General features: G+C 61.5%; 20 protein-coding genes and 1 tRNA gene. 4 read left to right on the top strand and 17 right to left on the bottom strand.

Annotated elements, in window-relative coordinates; translation table 11 throughout:
- Positions 1 to 122 precede the first annotated feature (122 nt).
- The 10 genes from rplT to NFG58_RS09425 all read right to left on the bottom strand — a co-directional run bounded on the left by rplT (position 123) and on the right by NFG58_RS09425 (position 8,911).
- Positions 123 to 476 (bottom strand): 50S ribosomal protein L20, encoded by a 354-nt coding sequence (gene rplT / locus NFG58_RS09470; RefSeq protein WP_045991494.1) that lies wholly within the window; start codon positions 474 to 476, stop codon positions 123 to 125.
- A gap of 37 nt (positions 477 to 513) precedes the next feature.
- Positions 514 to 708 (bottom strand): 50S ribosomal protein L35, encoded by a 195-nt coding sequence (rpmI, locus tag NFG58_RS09465; RefSeq protein ID WP_045991495.1) that lies wholly within the window; start codon positions 706 to 708, stop codon positions 514 to 516.
- A gap of 88 nt (positions 709 to 796) precedes the next feature.
- Positions 797 to 1,336 (bottom strand): translation initiation factor IF-3, encoded by a 540-nt coding sequence (gene infC / locus NFG58_RS09460; RefSeq protein WP_083970214.1) that lies wholly within the window; start codon positions 1,334 to 1,336, stop codon positions 797 to 799.
- Positions 1,337 to 1,430: 94 nt separating this feature from the next.
- On the bottom strand, positions 1,431 to 3,329 hold the full coding sequence (thrS, locus tag NFG58_RS09455) for a threonine--tRNA ligase (protein WP_348828040.1): 1,899 nt from the start codon (positions 3,327 to 3,329) through the stop codon (positions 1,431 to 1,433).
- A gap of 267 nt (positions 3,330 to 3,596) precedes the next feature.
- Positions 3,597 to 4,409, bottom strand: a complete 813-nt coding sequence (locus NFG58_RS09450; RefSeq protein ID WP_045991498.1) for an OmpA family protein — start codon at positions 4,407 to 4,409, stop codon at positions 3,597 to 3,599.
- A gap of 319 nt (positions 4,410 to 4,728) precedes the next feature.
- Positions 4,729 to 5,196: a DUF2489 domain-containing protein gene (locus NFG58_RS09445; protein WP_045991499.1), complete on the bottom strand. Its 468-nt coding sequence runs from the start codon at positions 5,194 to 5,196 to the stop codon at positions 4,729 to 4,731.
- Positions 5,197 to 5,350: 154 nt separating this feature from the next.
- Positions 5,351 to 6,271 carry a heme o synthase gene (gene cyoE, locus NFG58_RS09440; RefSeq protein ID WP_124804717.1) on the bottom strand — a complete coding sequence of 307 codons (921 nt, stop codon included), beginning with the start codon at positions 6,269 to 6,271 and terminating at the stop codon, positions 5,351 to 5,353.
- The gene (locus NFG58_RS09435) at positions 6,264 to 7,304 is read right to left on the bottom strand and encodes a COX15/CtaA family protein (protein ID WP_124804716.1); all 1,041 of its coding nucleotides are present in this window, start codon (positions 7,302 to 7,304) and stop codon (positions 6,264 to 6,266) included. Before NFG58_RS09435 ends, cyoE begins: the two co-directional genes overlap by 8 nt.
- The gene (locus NFG58_RS09430) at positions 7,297 to 7,950 is read right to left on the bottom strand and encodes a hypothetical protein (RefSeq protein WP_185696454.1); all 654 of its coding nucleotides are present in this window, start codon (positions 7,948 to 7,950) and stop codon (positions 7,297 to 7,299) included. Before NFG58_RS09430 ends, NFG58_RS09435 begins: the two co-directional genes overlap by 8 nt.
- Positions 7,951 to 8,155: 205 nt before the next feature.
- Positions 8,156 to 8,911 (bottom strand): SURF1 family protein, encoded by a 756-nt coding sequence (locus tag NFG58_RS09425; RefSeq protein WP_124804715.1) that lies wholly within the window; start codon positions 8,909 to 8,911, stop codon positions 8,156 to 8,158.
- Here NFG58_RS09425 and NFG58_RS09420 point away from each other — a divergent pair.
- Positions 8,910 to 9,101 (top strand): DUF2909 family protein, encoded by a 192-nt coding sequence (locus tag NFG58_RS09420; RefSeq protein ID WP_045991503.1) that lies wholly within the window; start codon positions 8,910 to 8,912, stop codon positions 9,099 to 9,101. The two genes, NFG58_RS09425 and NFG58_RS09420, sit on opposite strands and share 2 nt — an antisense overlap.
- A gap of 21 nt (positions 9,102 to 9,122) precedes the next feature.
- On the opposite strand, the gene NFG58_RS09415 is transcribed toward NFG58_RS09420, so the two are convergent.
- The 7 genes from NFG58_RS09415 to NFG58_RS09385 form a co-directional block, all read right to left on the bottom strand.
- The gene (locus tag NFG58_RS09415) at positions 9,123 to 9,986 is read right to left on the bottom strand and encodes a cytochrome c oxidase subunit 3 (protein ID WP_045991504.1); all 864 of its coding nucleotides are present in this window, start codon (positions 9,984 to 9,986) and stop codon (positions 9,123 to 9,125) included.
- Complete coding sequence (locus tag NFG58_RS09410) at positions 9,983 to 10,618, bottom strand: cytochrome c oxidase assembly protein (RefSeq protein WP_124804714.1); 636 nt, start codon at positions 10,616 to 10,618, stop codon at positions 9,983 to 9,985. Before NFG58_RS09410 ends, NFG58_RS09415 begins: the two co-directional genes overlap by 4 nt.
- A 15-nt stretch (positions 10,619 to 10,633) precedes the next feature.
- Complete coding sequence (ctaD, locus tag NFG58_RS09405; RefSeq protein WP_221621195.1) at positions 10,634 to 12,265, bottom strand: cytochrome c oxidase subunit I; 1,632 nt, start codon at positions 12,263 to 12,265, stop codon at positions 10,634 to 10,636.
- Positions 12,266 to 12,476: 211 nt separating this feature from the next.
- The gene (gene coxB, locus NFG58_RS09400; protein WP_253556447.1) at positions 12,477 to 13,589 is read right to left on the bottom strand and encodes a cytochrome c oxidase subunit II; all 1,113 of its coding nucleotides are present in this window, start codon (positions 13,587 to 13,589) and stop codon (positions 12,477 to 12,479) included.
- Between the two features lie 135 nt (positions 13,590 to 13,724).
- Positions 13,725 to 13,898 carry a DUF2970 domain-containing protein gene (locus NFG58_RS09395; protein WP_083970217.1) on the bottom strand — a complete coding sequence of 58 codons (174 nt, stop codon included), beginning with the start codon at positions 13,896 to 13,898 and terminating at the stop codon, positions 13,725 to 13,727.
- Positions 13,899 to 13,973: 75 nt separating this feature from the next.
- Complete coding sequence (locus NFG58_RS09390) at positions 13,974 to 14,702, bottom strand: LrgB family protein (protein ID WP_045991506.1); 729 nt, start codon at positions 14,700 to 14,702, stop codon at positions 13,974 to 13,976.
- Positions 14,702 to 15,055, bottom strand: a complete 354-nt coding sequence (locus tag NFG58_RS09385) for a CidA/LrgA family protein (RefSeq protein WP_045991507.1) — start codon at positions 15,053 to 15,055, stop codon at positions 14,702 to 14,704. Before NFG58_RS09385 ends, NFG58_RS09390 begins: the two co-directional genes overlap by 1 nt.
- Positions 15,056 to 15,260: 205 nt before the next feature.
- On the opposite strand from NFG58_RS09385, the gene NFG58_RS09380 reads away from it, so the two are divergent.
- The 3 genes from NFG58_RS09380 (at position 15,261) to NFG58_RS09370 (ending at position 16,692) form a co-directional block, all read left to right on the top strand.
- A tRNA-Pro gene (locus tag NFG58_RS09380) sits at positions 15,261 to 15,337 on the top strand.
- A gap of 553 nt (positions 15,338 to 15,890) precedes the next feature.
- On the top strand, positions 15,891 to 16,250 hold the full coding sequence (locus NFG58_RS09375) for a hypothetical protein (RefSeq protein ID WP_108133728.1): 360 nt from the start codon (positions 15,891 to 15,893) through the stop codon (positions 16,248 to 16,250).
- A gap of 220 nt (positions 16,251 to 16,470) precedes the next feature.
- A complete protein-coding gene (locus tag NFG58_RS09370) occupies positions 16,471 to 16,692 on the top strand; it encodes a hypothetical protein (RefSeq protein ID WP_124804712.1) in 222 nt (73 codons plus the stop codon).
- The last annotated feature ends 591 nt before the right edge of the window (positions 16,693 to 17,283 follow it).

The raw sequence follows: 17,283 nt of genomic DNA, 5'->3' as shown, positions 1-17,283 counted from the left end.
AGAGAGATCGCGATGAAAAAGGGGTCGCCAAAAAAACAGGGGAAGAGCGGCTGCTCTTCCCCTGGGGCGATCATGAACGCTCGTCTCCCCATGGGGAGAGCTCGCTCATCATTCGAACGCGCTTACTGGGCAGCCTTGGCCTTCTCGACGATGGCAGCAAACGCTGCCTTCTCGTGAACGGCCAGGTCAGCCAGGACCTTGCGGTCGATTTCGATACCGGCCTTCTTCAGACCACCGACGAAGCGGCTGTAGGACAGACCGTGCTGACGGGCACCGGCGTTGATACGCTGGATCCACAGGGCACGGAACTGACGCTTGCGCTGGCGACGGTCGCGGTACGCGTACTGGCCGGCCTTGATGACGGCCTGCTTGGCAACGCGAAAGACGCGCGAACGGGCACCGTAGTAGCCCTTGGCCTGCTTCATGATCTTCTTGTGACGACGACGGGCGACGACACCACGCTTGACACGAGTCATAGCACTCTCCTGACGTTAAAGGGGGTTCACCAAGGGTTTATACGTACGGCAGCATGCGACGCACGAGTGCCTTGTCGGCGTCGTGGATCTGCTGCATGCCGCGCAGCTGACGCTTACGCTTGGTGGACTTCTTGGTCAGAATGTGACTACGGAAGGACTGCTTGTGCTTGAAGCCGTTGGCAGTCTTCTTGAAGCGCTTGGCAGCGCCGCTGTTGCTCTTGATCTTCGGCATGAGAATAACTCCGCTCGAGTTTCTTTAGAAAATCCGGGGCCAATGGCCAGCCTTCACAGGCTGACCAATCGTTGAACCGGCCGTCGGATCACTTCTTCTTGGGGGCAATGATCATGATCATCTGGCGCCCTTCCATCTTGGGGAAGGATTCCACGGTCCCGATTTCCTCGAGATCCGCTGCGATCCGTTCCATCAGCTTGCGGCCGATGTCCTGGTGCGCCATTTCACGCCCGCGGAAACGCAGGGTGACCTTGCCCTTGTCGCCACCTTCGAGGAATCGAATCAGGTTCTTCATCTTGACCTGATAGTCACCCTCGTCGGTGCCAGGACGGAATTTGACTTCCTTGACCTGGATTTGCTTCTGCTTCTTCTTCTGAGCAGCTTTCTGCTTCTTCTGCTCGAAGACGAACTTGCCGTAATCCATGATCTTGCAGACGATCGGATCGGCATTGGAAATCTGTACGAGGTCCATCCCTTCCGCTTCGGCACGCTCAAGGGCGTCGCGGGTATCCACGATGCCAAGCTGTTCGCCGTCGCTGGCGATCAGGCGGACCTGATCTTCGGTGATGCGCTCGTTCATTGGCGGACGCTTGTCCTGGGGGCGTCCTCTGGGGTTGCTTCTCTTGATGGTTCCGTCTCCACTGTAGCTTTGGAAGGTGCGAGAGCTGGGAAGGTGCGTGCCTAGAGCCTCACACGAGGGGGCGGCCCATGCCGCCTACCCGTTAGTACCGCTCGGCCTGAACTCGTTCAATAAAGGCGTCCACGGTCATGGTGCCCAGATTTTCGCCGCTGCGCGTACGCACAGCCACCGAGTCGGCCTCTACTTCCTTATCTCCGACCACCAGGAGATAGGGTACCTTCTGCAACGTATGCTCGCGAATTTTAAAGCCGATCTTCTCGTTCCTCAAGTCCGACTTGACGCGAAGACCGATTTTTTGCAGTCGTGAGGTCAAGGCTTCGGCGTATTCCTTCTGGGCATCGGTGATGATCATCACCACCGCCTGCTCCGGCGCGAGCCACAGCGGCATGGCGCCGGCGTAGTGCTCGATCAGGATGCCGATGAAGCGCTCCATGGAACCGACGATGGCACGGTGCAGCATGACCGGCGGCTTGCGTTCGCCCTCTTCGGTCACGTACTGGGCACCCAGGCGCGTGGGCATCATGAAGTCGACCTGCATGGTCCCGACCTGCCACTCTCGGCCCAGGCAGTCCTTCATGTGATACTCGATCTTGGGACCATAGAAGGCGCCCTCGCCCGGCAGCTCCTGCCACTCGACCCCACAGGCCTCCAGCGCGCCACGCAGGGCGTTCTCGGCACGATCCCAGGTGTCGTCGTCGCCGATGCGCTTTTCCGGGCGCAGGGCGATCTTGATCGCGATATCCTCGAAGCCAAAGTCGCTGTAGACCTTGAGTGCCTGGCGATGGAAGCTCGTCACCTCAGGCTGCACCTGTTCTTCGGTACAGAAGATGTGGCCGTCGTCCTGGGTAAAGGCGCGCACTCGCATGATGCCGTGCAGCGCGCCGGACGGCTCATTACGGTGACAGCCGCCGAATTCGCCGAAGCGCACCGGCAGTTCACGGTAGCTGCGCAGGCCGGAGTTGAACACCTGGACGTGGCCCGGGCAGTTCATCGGCTTGAGCGCGTACTCACGCTTCTCGGACTCGGTGAAGAACATGCCGTCGGCGTAGTTATCCCAATGGCCGGACTTCTTCCACAACGACACGTCCATGATCTGGGGACAGCGAATCTCCTGATAGCCGCCCTCCTTGTAGACGCCGCGCATGTACTGCTCGACGCGCTGCCACAGGGTCCAGCCGTTGGGGTGCCAGAACACCATGCCCGGCGCCTCTTCCTGCATGTGGAAGAGGTCGAGACGACGCGCCAGCTTGCGGTGATCGCGCTTCTCGGCCTCCTCGAGGCGGTGCAGGTAGGCCTTGAGCTGCTTCTTGTCGCCCCAGGCGGTGCCGTAGATGCGGGTCAGCATGGCGTTGTCGGCATTGCCGCGCCAGTAGGCACCGGCCAGCTTGGTCAGCTTGAACGCCTTGAGGTGACGCGTGTTGGGCACGTGGGGCCCACGACACATGTCGGTATATTCCTTGTGGCGGTAGAGGCGAATAGTGTCGCCTTCGGGAATCCCGCGCACGATTTCCTGCTTGTAGGGCTCATCGCGATGCAGGAATTCCAGCATCGCGGCATCGCGATCGACGTACTCGCGGACCACGTCGTACTCTTCATCGATCAGCTGCTTCATGCGCTTCTCGATGGTCTCGAGGTCTTCCGGGGTGATCGACTGGCCGAAATCGATGTCGTAATAGAAGCCGTCGGTGATCACCGGGCCGATGGCCATCTTGGCCTCGGGATAGAGCTGCTTGACCGCGTGCCCGATCAGGTGGGCACAGGAATGCCGGATGATCTCCATGCCTTCCTCGTCACGTGCGGTCAGGATCGCCACCTCGGCGTCCGTCTCGATCAGGTCCGCGGCGTCCACCAATACGCCGTCGATCTTGCCGGCCACGCAGGCCTTGGCAAGTCCCGGGCCGATGCTCTCGGCCAGTTCCATGACGCTAAGGGGGGAATCGAAGGTTCTCTGACTGCCGTCAGGCAGTGTCACGATGGGCATGCAAGCTGTCCTTGTGCGCAGTGGTGATCCATACCAGGGATCACGTGTCGCCAAAATGGATTCGAGGGGTGAAACAGCGACATAGAATATCAGAAATGGCGCCGCCGGCGCCATGCTCTACCCCTGTGGAGGGCGTCGCGACACCTTTAGCGAGCGGAATGGCAAGCCTGGCCACCACCACCCGAAACGCAGCGAGGCGCCCGAAGGCGCCTCGCTGATGTCATCGTGCTCGATCAGGCGATCGAGACGGACTCGGTCAGGGCAGACTTACTGCCACTCACCCAGTTCCACACGACGGTTTTCCGCACGACCTGCATCGGTGTCGTTGGTCGCGATGGGCTGCTCTTCACCGTAACCGATGGCACGCATGCGGTTCGGCTGAACACCCTGGCTCGCCAGGAAGCGAGCAACGGAAGCGGCACGCTCCTGAGACAGCTGCTTGTTGTAGCTGTCGGAACCGACGCTGTCGGTGTGACCTTCGATGCGCACGCCGACGTTCGGGTTGGCGCGCAGACGCTCGGCAACACCAGCCAGAACCTGCTCAGCCTGAGCGGTCAGGACGGCGGAGTCGAACTCGAAGTTCACGTCACGCAGGACCAGGTCCTTTTCGCAACCGAGGGAGTTGACCTCGACGCCAGCCGGAGTACCCGGGCACTGGTCCTGGAAGTCCGGCACGCCATCGTTGTCGGAATCCAGCGGGCAACCCACTGCGTCCACGGCGACACCGGCCGGAGTACCCGGGCACTGGTCGTTGGCGTCGTAGACGCCGTCACCGTCGGAATCCTTCGGAGCGTTCATCGGCTCCTTGTTCGGCTCGGCACACAGCAGAGCGCCAGCCACGGTGCCGACGGTCGCGCCGACAGCAGCGCCGGTTTCCTCGTCGTCATCGCTGGTGGTGCCGTAGCCGATACCACCGCCGATCAGACCACCAGCGATACCACACACCATCGGGTGCTGGTACCACGGCTTGGCGTCAGATGCGCTCATGCCGGAGGAGGACTGAGAGGCGGAGCTGGCGCAGCCGGAGAGGCCGACAACCAGTGCAGAACCGAGCAGCAAGCCAGTCGTTGATTTTTTCATGTAAGACTCCTTCTTCTATCTGACACTCAATGCTGAATACGGGTAACCCTGTTCTTCAGCGGGTCCAATGTTGTGCCGATCGAGAAACAGGATAGGTACCCTACTTCCTCATAGGCAAGAAAAGCATGAAATACAGCGCCTAGCCAGTCTATTAGTCGCCAATATCTCAACGTCTTCTGCCAACGGCCCATCGTGCAAGACAATTGCTGCACGACCAATCCCTTGCAGGCGATATCATGACGTATCGCTTCTGTACAATCAAACTAGCACAGGCGATACCCGCCCGTCATTCACTTCATCGAACAGTGTTCGAGATCGCTCAATTGAGAGAGTCGGGGTAACGGGCTTGAAAATCCAGCGCAGCCTGTGCCGCAGCCAGCACATCGTCGCGATTCGCTTCTTCCACGGCCAGTCGCTGCTTGTCTTCAGCGAACCGCTCCTTGGGCGTAAGCTCTTGACGCGCCTGATGTGTGTGCAGATGACGGGTCTGTTCGTAGACCTCGGCAAAGACTCTGAACTCGCGCCGCTCAAGCAGTGCCGGATCGATGATCTCGAACAATACTTTCAACCGCCAGCAGCCTTCGGTCACATCGACCTGACGCTGCAATAGCGCCGACGCAACCAGACCGAGGTTTTCCAGGCCATTTTCCCTGGCACGACGTTCCTCGTCCCGAATCACTCCCTCTCGGCGCCGCACCTCATTCTTCAACGACCAGGCGTACCACGCCAACGCGGCAATGATGACAATGCCAAGCCCGAGCAAGGCATAAGCGAGCGTCGTGGACATGCAGCCCCCTGTGCGATGGTCAAAGGGGGCATTCTACACATCTACCAGAGAGGCTGAACCATCCATCGCGAGAAAGACCGGTGACTGCCGTCTGCATTGTTGCCACCTGCCGATGACACTCCCGTGACACCGAACCGTTGAATGACGGCAGGGGCTATGCAGGACTCAAGGCGATACTCAGATAGTGATCCAGCAACAAGGCCAGAAAGACGCCAAGCAGATAGCGAATGGAAAACCAGAAGGCCTGCAAGGGCGCCTGTTCGTCGTGTCCACGCCAGACCCTGAGATTCCACTGCATGAAGCGTAGATTGAGCACACAGACGCTGACCAGATAGAGCCACCCACTCATGCCGATGGTGAACGGCAGCAAGGTGGCCGCCACTGTCAACCAGCCATACAGCCAGACCTGCAGTCTGGCAAAGGCGAGGCCATGGGTCACCGGCAGCATCGGCACCCCTGCCTCGGCGTATTCATCGCGTTTGTAGATCGCCAGCGCCCAGAAGTGCGGCGGCGTCCAGGCAAAGATGATCAACATGAGCAGCAGCGGCTCGGCTCCCACTGTCCCGGTCACGCTGGTCCAGCCCAGCAGTGGCGGCGCGGCACCGGCGACACCACCGATGACGATATTCTGCGGCGTGGCCCGTTTCAAAAACACCGTGTAGATCAACGCATAACCGACCAGCGACAACAGCGTAAGCCAAGCGGTCAACGGATTGACGGTCAGCGCCAGCAGCGCCACCCCCGAGGTGGACAATGACAGCGCCCAGGCCAGCGCCAGTGGCGTCGACAAGCGACCGGACGCCAGCGGGCGCCGCGAGGTGCGATGCATCCGCGCATCCAGCTTGCGATCCACCACGTGGTTGATCGCCGCCGCCCCGGCGGCGGCCAGTGCAATCCCGATAAGCCCGCACACCATGGCGTTAAGCGCAGCTGGCGATATCGCACCGGGAATCGCCAGCAACATCCCCACCAGGGCGCATACCAGCATCACCATGACCACTCGCCATTTGCACAACGTCAGCAAGTCACGCCATAGCGGATGGGTCGCTGCCCCCATGGCCTGTGCTTCACGCATGGAGCCACCCTCCTCTGGTCTGACGTTGACGTCCCTTCACCGCCTGTCTTGAATGGCGCTGCTTCCACGCCACCAGGGTAAAACTGAAGACCAGCAGTACCGCGCCGGCAGTATGCAGAAGCGCCAGGCCCAGCGGCAGCCACAGCAGCACATTGGCGATACCCAGGGCGACCTGCAAAGCCGTCGCCCCGGCCAGCGTCAGCAGCCAGGGCCGCATCTCACGGCGATGCCAGCGACGGATCACCACCAGTGCCAGCGCCAGCGTCAACACCAGCGCTCCCAGCCGATGGGCCAGATGGATCGTCGTGCGTGCTTCGGCGTGCAGGGCCCCGTGCAGATAGTTGGGCCCCACCGTCTGGGTAAGGTGAAAGCCCTCACCCCAGTCGGTGTCGGGCACCCACTGGCTATTGCAGGTGGGAAACCCCTGACAGGCGATGCCCGCGTAGTTGCTGGAGGTCCAGCCTCCCAACGCCAGTTGCAGCACCAGCAGCATGGTGGCCACCCCCATCAGCGCCCCCAGTGGTCGGGCAGCGAGCGCCGCCTCGCCCCTGGCGACACGACGCAGGCGCAGATGCAGCCAGATGAACAGCGTCATCACCGTGAGTCCACCCAGCAGGTGAAGGGTTACCACCTGGGGCCACAGCTTGAGGGTCACGGTGTAGGCACCGAAGGCCCCCTGCACCATCAAGGCGGCGAACAGCATCAGCATCAGACGCCAGGGAAACCCAGGCTTGCGCCGCCTGGGCCAGGCCAGCACCAGCAGGGCCATCACCATGACCCCGAGACATCCGGCCAGGTAGCGATGAATCATTTCCATCCAGGCCTTGGATGCCTCCAGCGGTGCATCCGGACTATGCAGCAGAGCGCTGCTTGCATCGGGCACGACCAGCGCCCCATAGCACCCCGGCCAGTCGGGACAACCCAGCCCCGCATCCAGCAACCGGGTGAAGGCACCGGCCATGATGACCAGAGCGGTGAACAGGGCCCCCACCAGACTCAAGAGCCGCAGCGTCGCCAGGCGTCGATCATTCATGGCGCACCTCCTGGCGGGCGTCTTCGCTGGCACCTTTGCTGTCGTGCAGACTGACCAGTTCGGTGGCACCTTGCGTAGCCTCGGCCTCACCGGGATCTTCGCCCAGGACAGCAAGCGGTGGCTCGGGGTTGCGCTTGAACAGATGCTCGATGTCGTCCATCACCGCCCGGGTCTCCACCCCGGCAGGATAGGCGACCGCCACCCACCCCTGGGGGTCAAGCAGCCACGCCTGCCCCTGACTGGCCCACTCCGGCGACTCGGTCCAGGTCATCAGCGACTCGCCAGGCAAGGCGGCAGCGTCTCCGCCTACGCGCAACCGACTCAGACGATGGGCGTCCTTGCCCAGCGCTCGGTGCAGGCGCCACCAGCGATCCGCGTCTTCGGCGCAGCTATCGCCGCAATCGTAGGCCAGGGTCCAGGCATGCGCCGCGACCTCCCCTCCACGATCGCGACTGGCAATGTCTGTGCGCTCAAGAGCCGGCCACCGGGACAGCGGCGGCACATCGGCATCAAGCGCCCCGTGGGCGGTACGGTTGTCGGGAATCCCGATACGGAACTCGACCATGCCCCAGGCAAGCGCCATGGGCATCACAAAGATCGCGATCAGTGCGACCAGCTTCAGCCGCTGCCACCCCATCGTCGTCATCCTCGCACCTCCACTCCTTGCGTCGACACGTTCGGTCCTGTCGTGTCCGCTGGGCTATCGGGTATCTGTCGTTCTCGCGCTAGTGTCGTGCTCTCGCGCTAGCCTCTTGCCCTCGCCGATGTCGCTTGTCTTTCGACCCTTTCCTGTCTTTCGCGGCGTTGTTGTCTTCCGCGGTTTTCTTTCGCAGTCTCGCCATCTCTCGGCCTTAGCGTTCTTGCCTGGCGGACATATCAACAATTGACCTTTCAGCGCTCGTGACGCCCGCCGCGCAAAGATCGCGATAGAGTCGTCGACCTCCAAACAGCAGCGCCAGCAGCGCCACCAGCGAAAGCCCCCACCACTGCAGTGCATAGGCCAGATGTCGCTCTGGTGGCATGACGTTAGGCGTCCACCAGTCCTCCAGATGCCCGGGACCCTGGCGCTGATGCAGCCAACCGGCAAAGCTGAACTCCTCGTCCCAGGCTCCGAGTTCGATGCGCTGCAGTCGCGTGCCTTCGAGGTTGTCACCGAACCGCGGCGTACGCCGGCCATCCGCCTGCCAGTCACCGCTCAGCGACACCAGCCCCTTCGGCGTCGCTGCGTGGGGCGCCTGGCGCGACACCCCTGTCTCGAGAAAGCCGCGCTCCACCAGCCACCGCTGTCCCTCGACGTCGACAAAGGGCGTGAGCACCGCCACCCCGAGTCGATTGCCGAGCATCCGATTGTCCAGGTAGAGGGTTTCGTCGGCCTGAAAGACGCCTTCGAGCGACAGGCGGCTGCCGTCCGGCGGCAATGTCCCTGGCATGTTCAAGGTCGGTGCCTCGGCAAGGTTTGCAAGATAGTCGCGCTTGCCGGCGGCGCGCTCCCACTGCCATAGTCCAAGGCCGATACCCAGCGCCATCAGCGCTGCACACAGCAGGCACCAGGCCACCAGCCGACCCGGACCACGCCTTTTCCCCTCACTCGAACGGACTCTCACCATGCTGCTCAAGATCCTGATTCTGATCGTGTTCGTGGCCATGCTGGCCAGTCTCGCGGCCGGGGTCGGCTTCCTGCTCAAGGACGACAGCCACTCACGCCGCCTGCTGGTCTCGCTAAAGATCCGGGTAGCCCTGGCCGCCCTGCTGCTGGCGTTGCTGGCCTATGGCTTCGCCACCGGTACGATCGGCTGAGCGGCCCCCACGCCGCCTGCCTCAGAACACGTAGACAAAGATGAACAGCCCCAGCCAGACCACGTCGACAAAGTGCCAGTACCAGGCCGCCGCCTCGAAACCGAAGTGGTTGTCGCCACTGAAATGGCCCTTGCGGATACGCATCAGGATGCTGGCCAGGATGATGGTGCCGATGATGACGTGAAGGCCATGGAAGCCCGTCAGCATGAAGAAGGTCGAGCCGTAGATGCCCGCCTCCAGAGTCAGGCCCAGGTGATGGTAGGCTTCGTAGTACTCGACCCCCTGGATGATGATGAAGAAGGTGCCCAGCAGCACCGTACCGAACAACCAGTTGTGGGTAGCGCGACGCTCCCCCATCTTCAACGCTTCGTGGGCGACCGTCAGGGTAATGCTCGAGGACACCAGCAGCAGGGTGTTGACCAGCGGCAGCTGCCAAGGGCTCAGGGTCTCGGTCGGCCCCGAGATGGCGCTGTCCGGTGGGTTCTCCAGCGGCCAACTGGCGGTGAAGTCGGGCCACAGCAATGCCGACACGCCCTTGGCACCTTCACCATCGAGCCATGGCAGCGCCAAAGTCCGCACATAGAACAGCGCACCGAAGAAGGCGCCGAAGAACATCACTTCCGAGAAGATGAACCAACCCATGCCCCAGCGGAAGGACCGATCCATCTGGGCGTCATAGAGCCCTGACATGGACTCCTTGATGACATCCCTGAACCACAGCACCATCACCGCCAGGATGCCCACCAGCCCCGCCAGCATGATCGGCGACCCCGCCGCCCCGTGCACCAGCCAGGTGCCCCCGCCGACCATCATCACGCCCATGGCCAGGGAACCGAGGATCGGCCACTTGCTGGTCGCGGGTACGTAGTAGCTGCCACCACTCATGCTTCACCTCCTGGATCTTCGCCAGACGCCGGTCGGCGTCCCTTGTCACTGCCCGGTGCGCCGTCGGCCACCGTCGCCACCGCCACGTCCGGTCCCTGGTCCTGCGGGTAGAGCGTGTACACCAGGGTCACGGTCTTGATCTCTTCGGGGAGATCGCGGGTCAGTTGAAACACCAGTGGCGCCTCGAAGCTCTCCCCCGGCGCCAGCCGTTGATTGTCGAAACAGAAACAGGCCAGCTTGCGCAGATGTAACGACGCCGGAGACGGGGTCACGCTGGGCACCGCCCTTGCCACCAGCGCCTGGTCACCCAGATTGCGAAAGGTGAAATACACCTCCGTGCTCTGCCCTGGGTGAACCCGAACCTGGCGACTGTGGGCCTCCAGCTTCCACGGCAATCCCGCACTGCTACGGGTCACGAACTGCATCGTCACCGTGCGTTCGGTATCGACCTCTTCGTGCACCAGCGTCTGTGCGCTGGTCGAGGTCTTGCCGTTGAGTCCCGTCACCTGGCAGAAGACGTCATACAGCGGGACCAGGGCAAACGCGAAGCCAAACATCCCCGCCAGCACCACCAGAGTCTTCACCACGGTTCGTCGAACCTGGGGACTGCGATCCTCGACGACGTCCGTCATGGCGACACTCCCGACTCAGTGCTCCACCGGCCGATACTGAGGCGGGTGCTCGAAGGTATGCAGAGGCGCCGGGCTCGGCACCGTCCATTCAAGATCCTCGGCGCCATCCCAGGCCTTGGCCGGCGCCTTCTTGCCGCCCCGCACGCACATGATCACGATGATCACGAACAACAGTTGCGAGAAGCCGAACATGAAGGCACCGATACTGGAGAGCATGTTGAAGTCGGCAAACTGCAACGAGTAGTCGGGAATTCTTCGCGGCATGCCGGCAAGCCCGGAAAAATGCATCGGGAAGAAGGTCAGATTGACCCCGATCATCGACAGCCAGAAGTGCCACTGGGACAGCCGCAGGTGCGGGTAGTGGCCGGTCCACTTGGGCAGCCAGTAGTAGACCCCCGCCATGATCGAGAACACCGCGCCGGGCACCAGCACGTAGTGGAAGTGCGCCACCACGAAGTAGGTGTCGTGGTACTGGAAGTCCGCCGGCGAGATCGCCAACATCAGCCCCGAGAAGCCACCGATGGTAAACAGCACCACAAAGGCGATGGCGAACAGCATCGCCGGCTCGAAGCTGATCGAACCCCGGAACAGGGTGGTGATCCAGTTGAACACCTTCACCCCGGTCGGCACTGCGATCAGCATGGTGCTGTACATGAAGAACAGCTCCGCCACCAACGGTAACCCCACCACGAACATGTGGTGTGCCCACACCAAAAACGACAGGATGGCGATGGAAGCGGTGGCGTAAACCATGGAGGCATAGCCGAACAGCCGCTTGCGGGCGAACGTCGGAATGATCACCGAAACGATGCCGAAGGCCGGCAGGATCATGATGTAGACCTCGGGATGCCCGAAGAACCAGAACAGATGCTGGAACAGCACCGGATCACCACCGCCGCCGGCATTGAAGAAGCTGGTGCCGAAGTTGATGTCCATCAGCATCATGGTGACCACCCCGGCCAGCACCGGCATTACCGCGATCAGCAGGAAGGCGGTGATCAACCAGGTCCAGACGAACAGGGTCATGTCCATCAGGCGCATGCCCGGTGCGCGCAGGTTCAGGATGGTGGCGATGATATTGATCGCCCCCAGGATCGAGCTGATACCGGCGATGTGCAGCGATAATATAAAGAAGGTGGTGGACGGCGGCGCGTAGGTGGTGGACAGCGGCGCATAGAAGGTCCAGCCGAAATTCGGTGCCCCGCCCGGCATGAACAGCGTACTTAACATCAGGGTAAAGGCGATCGGCAGCAGCCAGAAGCTGAAGTTGTTGAGCCTCGGCAGCGCCATGTCCGGCGCCCCGATCTGCAGCGGTACCATCCAGTTGGCCAGCCCGACAAAAGCCGGCATCACCGCGCCGAACACCATGATCAGGCCATGCATGGTGGTCATCTGGTTGAAGAACTCGGGCTGCACCAGCTGAAGACCGGGCTGGAACAATTCGGCCCGCACCACCAGCGCGAAGACCCCACCGATCAGAAACATGGTCAAGGAGAAGATCAGATAAAGGGTACCGATCTCCTTGTGATTGGTGGTCAGTACCCAGCGCATCAGACCGCCTGGGCGATAGTGATGCTCGTCGTGTCCCGCCGAGCTGGCCTCGGAGGCCGACGACTCGAGTCGATGCTTGGGAGGCAGTGACGCCATGGCGAAGATCTCCCCTGTTGGCCGCCTGCCTGACTCTTGGCGGGCGTCGATGGTGCGTTCAACGTGACTCCTGAGAGCCCCCGGTTGCTCGGACTGGTCGTTCGTCGACCATCCCTTGTTCGCTATTCCCTTGCTCGTTCATCTCTTGTGCTTGCATTTCCCGGCACCTGAACGGCTGCTCCAATCGCGATCCCGACAGCCGTTCGTCCGGCTACTCGGACAGCATGTCGGCGATATCGGCCGGCTGGGTCACCTCGCCTGTCTCATTACCCCAGGCGTTGCGTTCGTAGGTGATGACGGCGGCGATCTCCACCGGATTCAGGGTGGTGCGGAAGGCCGGCATGGCGGTACCCGAGACACCATTGACGACGGTATCCAGATGGCGCTCCGGCTCGTCCAGCAATGCCTGGTTGCCCGCCAGCGCCGGGAAGGCAGGCGGCAGGCCACTACCATCGGCCTGGTGACAGGAGGCGCAGATGGAGCCGTAGACCTGCTCGCCACGCTCCATCAGTTCGTCCATGGACCACTCGCGATCCACCCCCTGGGCCTCCTGGGCAGCAGCGGCCTTGCGCTCGGCCAACCAGGTATCGAACTGCTCCTGCTCGACCGCCTCGACCACCACTGGCATGAAACCGTGATCCTTGCCGCAGAGTTCCGCGCACTGGCCGCGATAGATGCCGGGCTCGTTGATGCGCACCCAGTTTTCGTTGACGAAGCCTGGCACCGCGTCCTGCTTGACCGCCAGTTCGGGCACCCACCATGAGTGGATGACGTCGTCGGCGGTCAGCAGCAGGCGTACCTTCTTGCCCACCGGCAGCACCAGTGGTTCATCGACTTCGAGTAGATAGTTTTCCCCCTTCTCGCTCTCGCCGGAGATCTGCTCGCGGGGGGTCGCAAGGTTGGAGGTAAAGTCGACATCTTCACCCAGGTAGCTGTAGTGCCAGCGCCATTGCTGGCCGGTCACCATCACATCCAGGTCGGCGTCGGAGGCGTCGTACATCTTCTTGAGCGTGGCGGTAGCCGGCACTGCCATGCCGACCAGAATGAGCAACGGCAGGGCCGTCCAGATCACCTCGACGGTGGTGTGCTCATGGAACTTGGCGGCCTTTGCGCCCTGGGAGTGACGATAGCGGAACAGCGAGTAGAACATGGCGCCGAAGACTACCACGCCAATGATCACGCAGATCCAGAAGATCGTCATGTGCAGCGAATACACCTCACGACTGACGTCCGTCACCCCGACCGGCATGTTCCAGTCGGACGCCTGGAGGTGCCCTCCGAGTCCTGCGAACAGCGTTCCCGCAGTCATCCACACATGCCGCATGCGCATCGATGCCTCCTGGAGCTCGTTGTTATCTTGTTCGCTCGCCAATGGCTCGAGTATAGAAGAGCCTGGTCACTGCCCCGCGTGTAGCGGGCCGAGCCGTCAACGCAAGACGCCACCCTGCCAACGGGTCACTCAACCCGCCGCCAGGGTGGCGATCACGATCAGAATCACGACAAACAGCACCCCCATGAGGATGCCTACGACGATAAAGCTGGACGCCTTGCCGGTGGTGAAGTCTTCCTGACGCCGGGACTCGCGTTGCACGCCGAAAAACGCGGCGAGTACCGACTTGATGGTCTTCCACATCTTGACCTCCGGCCCAATCCCTTCGCTTGACCATAGTTCAGCCGGAGACAATTTGCGTTGCGCATTAGACGAAGGTCAGAGTCCGAATATCGCCACAATCAGCGGCAGCAAAAAGGCGGTGATCAAGCCCGTCAGACCCATGGCAAGACCAGAGAAGGCGCCGGCCATGGCCCCCAGCTTGGCGAACGCCTGGGCCGTACCAAAGCCGTGGGCGGAGAGTCCCATGGTAAAGCCCTGGATCACCGGGTCCTTGATGCCGAGTAGACGAAAGATGAACGGCCCCAGCGCACAGCCGATGGAGCCGGTAATCAACACAAGCCCCGCCGCCAGCGACGGAATACCGCCTATCTTCTCCGCCACCCCCATGGCGATGGGCGACGTTACCGAGCGCGGCGCCAACGACAGCACGGTTTCTGGCGCCGCCCCGAACAACAGGGCAATACCAAGGGTCGAGGCCACCGCGGTCACGATACCCGCGCCACAAGCTACCAACAGCGGCAGCAGTAGCTGACGCACCCGCTCGCGATGGTCATACAGCGGGATGGCCAGCGCCACCGTGGCTGGCCCCAGCAAAAAGTGGATGAACTGGGCGCCCTCGAAGTAGGTGGCGTAGTCGATCCCGGTGACCAGCAGGAAGGAGATGATCAGGGCAATACTCAGGGTCACCGCGTGAAGCAGCGGCGTGCCGCCCAGCCACTTGTTGATGCGCACCGCCAGGGCGAACGCCAACAGCGTGACCAGCAGCGACAACAGCGGATTGCCGGACAGATAGACCCACAGCTCATCGAGTTCGGCCACATCCATTACTGACCTCCCCGGCGAGCAGCCAGCCTTGCCATGACCCAGGCGGTGACCGCCAGGGTCAAGGCCGTGGACAGCACCAGCGTCGCCGCAATGGCGAGCCAGTCATCGGCGATCAGGCGGCCATGCACCATCAACCCGACACCCGCAGGCACAAACAGAAGCGTCAGGTAACGCAGCAGACCTTCCCCTGTCGTACGCAGGCTCTTCGGCACCTTGCCGCGAATCGACAGCCCGATCAGCAGGATCACCATTCCGATCACCGGCCCGGGTATCGGTAACGTCAGCCCCCGCGCGATCAACTCACCAGCGAACTGACACGCCAGCAGTAGACTCATTCCCAGAATCAGCGGCATTCCCTGGTCCTCCTCGTGTCCCATTGCCTACCAATAGTGTGTCAGAGCACGGACAAAGTGGGCAGCGCTGACGCCCGGGACTGGTCAATTTCCAACCAATTGAAATAAAAGCGCAAAAGGGGCTTTTCATTTTGAAATGAACGCGCTAGTATACGCCTCGTCTTCGGGGGACAGGCCAGACGGTCACACAACCCATAGGCCAAGTCGGAGCGTGGCGCAGCTTGGTAGCGCGTTGCAATGGGGTTGCAAAGGTCGCAGGTTCGAATCCTGTCGCTCCGACCACTGAATTCAAGAATGACGGTCACCTTGCTCATCAGAGCGGTGGCCGTTTTTCGTCGTTTTCGCCCCCCCTTCTCATCGCATCGAGTTCACACGTGGGCACCGCCTGAACTGACCCCACTCCTCTTTTTACTCCGCTATCGACAGCACTATCTCCTGCACTATCCACTCGGCCCACTTGCTACTTTCACCCTTCTCGCTTTTTCCTCCTCGTGGCGCCGTTACATCGCGCTGTCTGGAGCCGATGCCCCTGCGGGACCGAGGGTGCTACCGCGACCTGCGCTCAGTGCCTCTATACCGCCAGCCGCCGCATCGAACCCTCACCGTAAAGTGCTGGCGATCGGATATTACCAATGCTATATATTAGCCTGATCTTATTCGACAAATGGTTGAATTCTCTGGCGTTCCATACCCGACATCTGCCGGCCAACGGATACAAGGCAGCAGACGGGGTAGACCTGCTCGTCTCGAGCAGCCGCCAGGGCGAGCAGGAATGGCCGGCAGGAAATCGACGCACAGCAGTGGCTGCGTCTCACGACACCAATCAGGAACTGACATGAACTACCGACTGATGTTTCAGCTTACGGACTCCCTGAACACCAAGTCCCTAGAGCCACTGTTGCTGAAACCCACGCCACTGGAAATGCCGGAGCACCAGATCGACTCCTTGCAGGAAGTTCCAGCTACCGATGATCTGATCGAGCTTCCCTTCACGGCGGAGGAAGGCGAAAAAACCAGCCTGGTCTTTGTGCAGGGCAGGGTTGTCTCCACCAAGAAGACCTTCACCATCTCTGATGGTGGTGAAAGCGCCAGGTGCCTAGTGACCTGCTTCATCGAACCCAATCGCGTGGTGCAACAGGGCACAGGCGAGCTGATTCTCGAACCCACCATCAACAACATCGAAGAGATGCTCTGATCTGCGATGCAGCAGGCCGTCGGCAGCGCCTGCAGGATTACACGTGCGCCGACGGCCTTTCTTCGACGCCCTGAAGGCGCGCAGCCAGGCGAGTCACCATCTCGTTGTAGTCCCTGCGAAGATCACCGGCACAACGTCGCCGACATCACCGGCAGGAAGATGTCGTCAGTGGTGCTCCGGCTGTTCCTGCAACACCAACCACGACCACCAGAGGACGCTTATGCGCAACAAGACCACCGCGGTCGTCCAGTGGATACGGCGTGAGGCTGGGCCGCTGCTGGTTGCCAGCATCTTCCCGCTGCTGCTGATCGTCTACTTTTTCAAGGAAGGTTTCTCGATCAAGGTGCTGGCGCTGTTTCTCGCCCTTCCGCTGGTGGTCTATCTGTCGCTGAGTGTCGCTATCTGGCTGTGGTTCGTGGTCAGAAATCGGGACTCTCGATAAGGACTCCGGGATCGCTGCCGCTCAGCGCGGGCAGGAGGTACTGATCTGCAAGAACGGGAAGCCGGTTGCACGCATTGAAGCCTTGAAAGATCGAGGATTTGGCCTGAATGAGCTCTATGGACTGACCAAGGGTCGTATCGAGGCGGAGGCTGGCTGGGATGCTCCGCTGGAAGAGGACGTCATCGAAACGTTGTTTGATGGAAATCATCCATGAAGCGCTACCTGCTCACTATCGATCTTTAGCTCTGGCCGACTGAACGGTTGCCCGCCGATGGCCTGATAAAGCGCTACGACCCGGCTCGCCGCTATATCGCCCCGGTCGATGAACTGTTGCCATCTCGGTAGTGCTCGGCAAAGCGCCGCCTGGCCGAGTCCGACACTTGCTCGCCCCCATCGAAACGCCGCTTCATCACAGACGAGGCCTACCTTGCGATGTTGGCCTATAGATGACGCCCGTCTACGACCAGACACTGTGGTCATCCGGTGATGGTGATCCCCGCCGCCGCATCCATTAGGCTATGCCGAGACGTCCCGACGATGCCTTGGCGTGTGCTGCTCAAGCTAGCGCCGCCACCGCCTCGGGCTGCCACG

Source organism: Halomonas sp. RT37 (assembly GCF_040070525.1).
GTDB lineage: Bacteria > Pseudomonadota > Gammaproteobacteria > Pseudomonadales > Halomonadaceae > Halomonas > Halomonas litopenaei.
Note: the sequence above shows the minus strand (reverse complement) of the source record. Positions and strands in the feature narration are given on the sequence as shown.

What these genes read in the sequence shown, in the direction of transcription:
- rplT (WP_045991494.1), bottom strand. Translation starts at nt 476, where the DNA reads ATGACTCGTGTCAAGCGTGGTGTCGTCGCCCGTCGTCGTCACAAGAAG.
- rpmI (WP_045991495.1), bottom strand. Translation starts at nt 708, where the DNA reads ATGCCGAAGATCAAGAGCAACAGCGGCGCTGCCAAGCGCTTCAAGAAG.
- thrS (WP_348828040.1), bottom strand. Translation starts at nt 3,329, where the DNA reads ATGCCCATCGTGACACTGCCTGACGGCAGTCAGAGAACCTTCGATTCC.
- NFG58_RS09450 (WP_045991498.1), bottom strand. Translation starts at nt 4,409, where the DNA reads ATGAAAAAATCAACGACTGGCTTGCTGCTCGGTTCTGCACTGGTTGTC.
- NFG58_RS09445 (WP_045991499.1), bottom strand. Translation starts at nt 5,196, where the DNA reads ATGTCCACGACGCTCGCTTATGCCTTGCTCGGGCTTGGCATTGTCATC.
- cyoE (WP_124804717.1), bottom strand. Translation starts at nt 6,271, where the DNA reads ATGCGTGAAGCACAGGCCATGGGGGCAGCGACCCATCCGCTATGGCGT.
- NFG58_RS09435 (WP_124804716.1), bottom strand. Translation starts at nt 7,304, where the DNA reads ATGAATGATCGACGCCTGGCGACGCTGCGGCTCTTGAGTCTGGTGGGG.
- NFG58_RS09430 (WP_185696454.1), bottom strand. Translation starts at nt 7,950, where the DNA reads ATGACGACGATGGGGTGGCAGCGGCTGAAGCTGGTCGCACTGATCGCG.
- NFG58_RS09420 (WP_045991503.1), top strand. Translation starts at nt 8,910, where the DNA reads ATGCTGCTCAAGATCCTGATTCTGATCGTGTTCGTGGCCATGCTGGCC.
- NFG58_RS09425 (WP_124804715.1), bottom strand. Translation starts at nt 8,911, where the DNA reads ATGGTGAGAGTCCGTTCGAGTGAGGGGAAAAGGCGTGGTCCGGGTCGG.
- NFG58_RS09415 (WP_045991504.1), bottom strand. Translation starts at nt 9,986, where the DNA reads ATGAGTGGTGGCAGCTACTACGTACCCGCGACCAGCAAGTGGCCGATC.
- NFG58_RS09410 (WP_124804714.1), bottom strand. Translation starts at nt 10,618, where the DNA reads ATGACGGACGTCGTCGAGGATCGCAGTCCCCAGGTTCGACGAACCGTG.
- ctaD (WP_221621195.1), bottom strand. Translation starts at nt 12,265, where the DNA reads ATGGCGTCACTGCCTCCCAAGCATCGACTCGAGTCGTCGGCCTCCGAG.
- coxB (WP_253556447.1), bottom strand. Translation starts at nt 13,589, where the DNA reads ATGCGGCATGTGTGGATGACTGCGGGAACGCTGTTCGCAGGACTCGGA.
- NFG58_RS09395 (WP_083970217.1), bottom strand. Translation starts at nt 13,898, where the DNA reads ATGTGGAAGACCATCAAGTCGGTACTCGCCGCGTTTTTCGGCGTGCAA.
- NFG58_RS09390 (WP_045991506.1), bottom strand. Translation starts at nt 14,702, where the DNA reads ATGGATGTGGCCGAACTCGATGAGCTGTGGGTCTATCTGTCCGGCAAT.
- NFG58_RS09385 (WP_045991507.1), bottom strand. Translation starts at nt 15,055, where the DNA reads ATGCCGCTGATTCTGGGAATGAGTCTACTGCTGGCGTGTCAGTTCGCT.
- NFG58_RS09375 (WP_108133728.1), top strand. Translation starts at nt 15,891, where the DNA reads ATGAACTACCGACTGATGTTTCAGCTTACGGACTCCCTGAACACCAAG.
- NFG58_RS09370 (WP_124804712.1), top strand. Translation starts at nt 16,471, where the DNA reads ATGCGCAACAAGACCACCGCGGTCGTCCAGTGGATACGGCGTGAGGCT.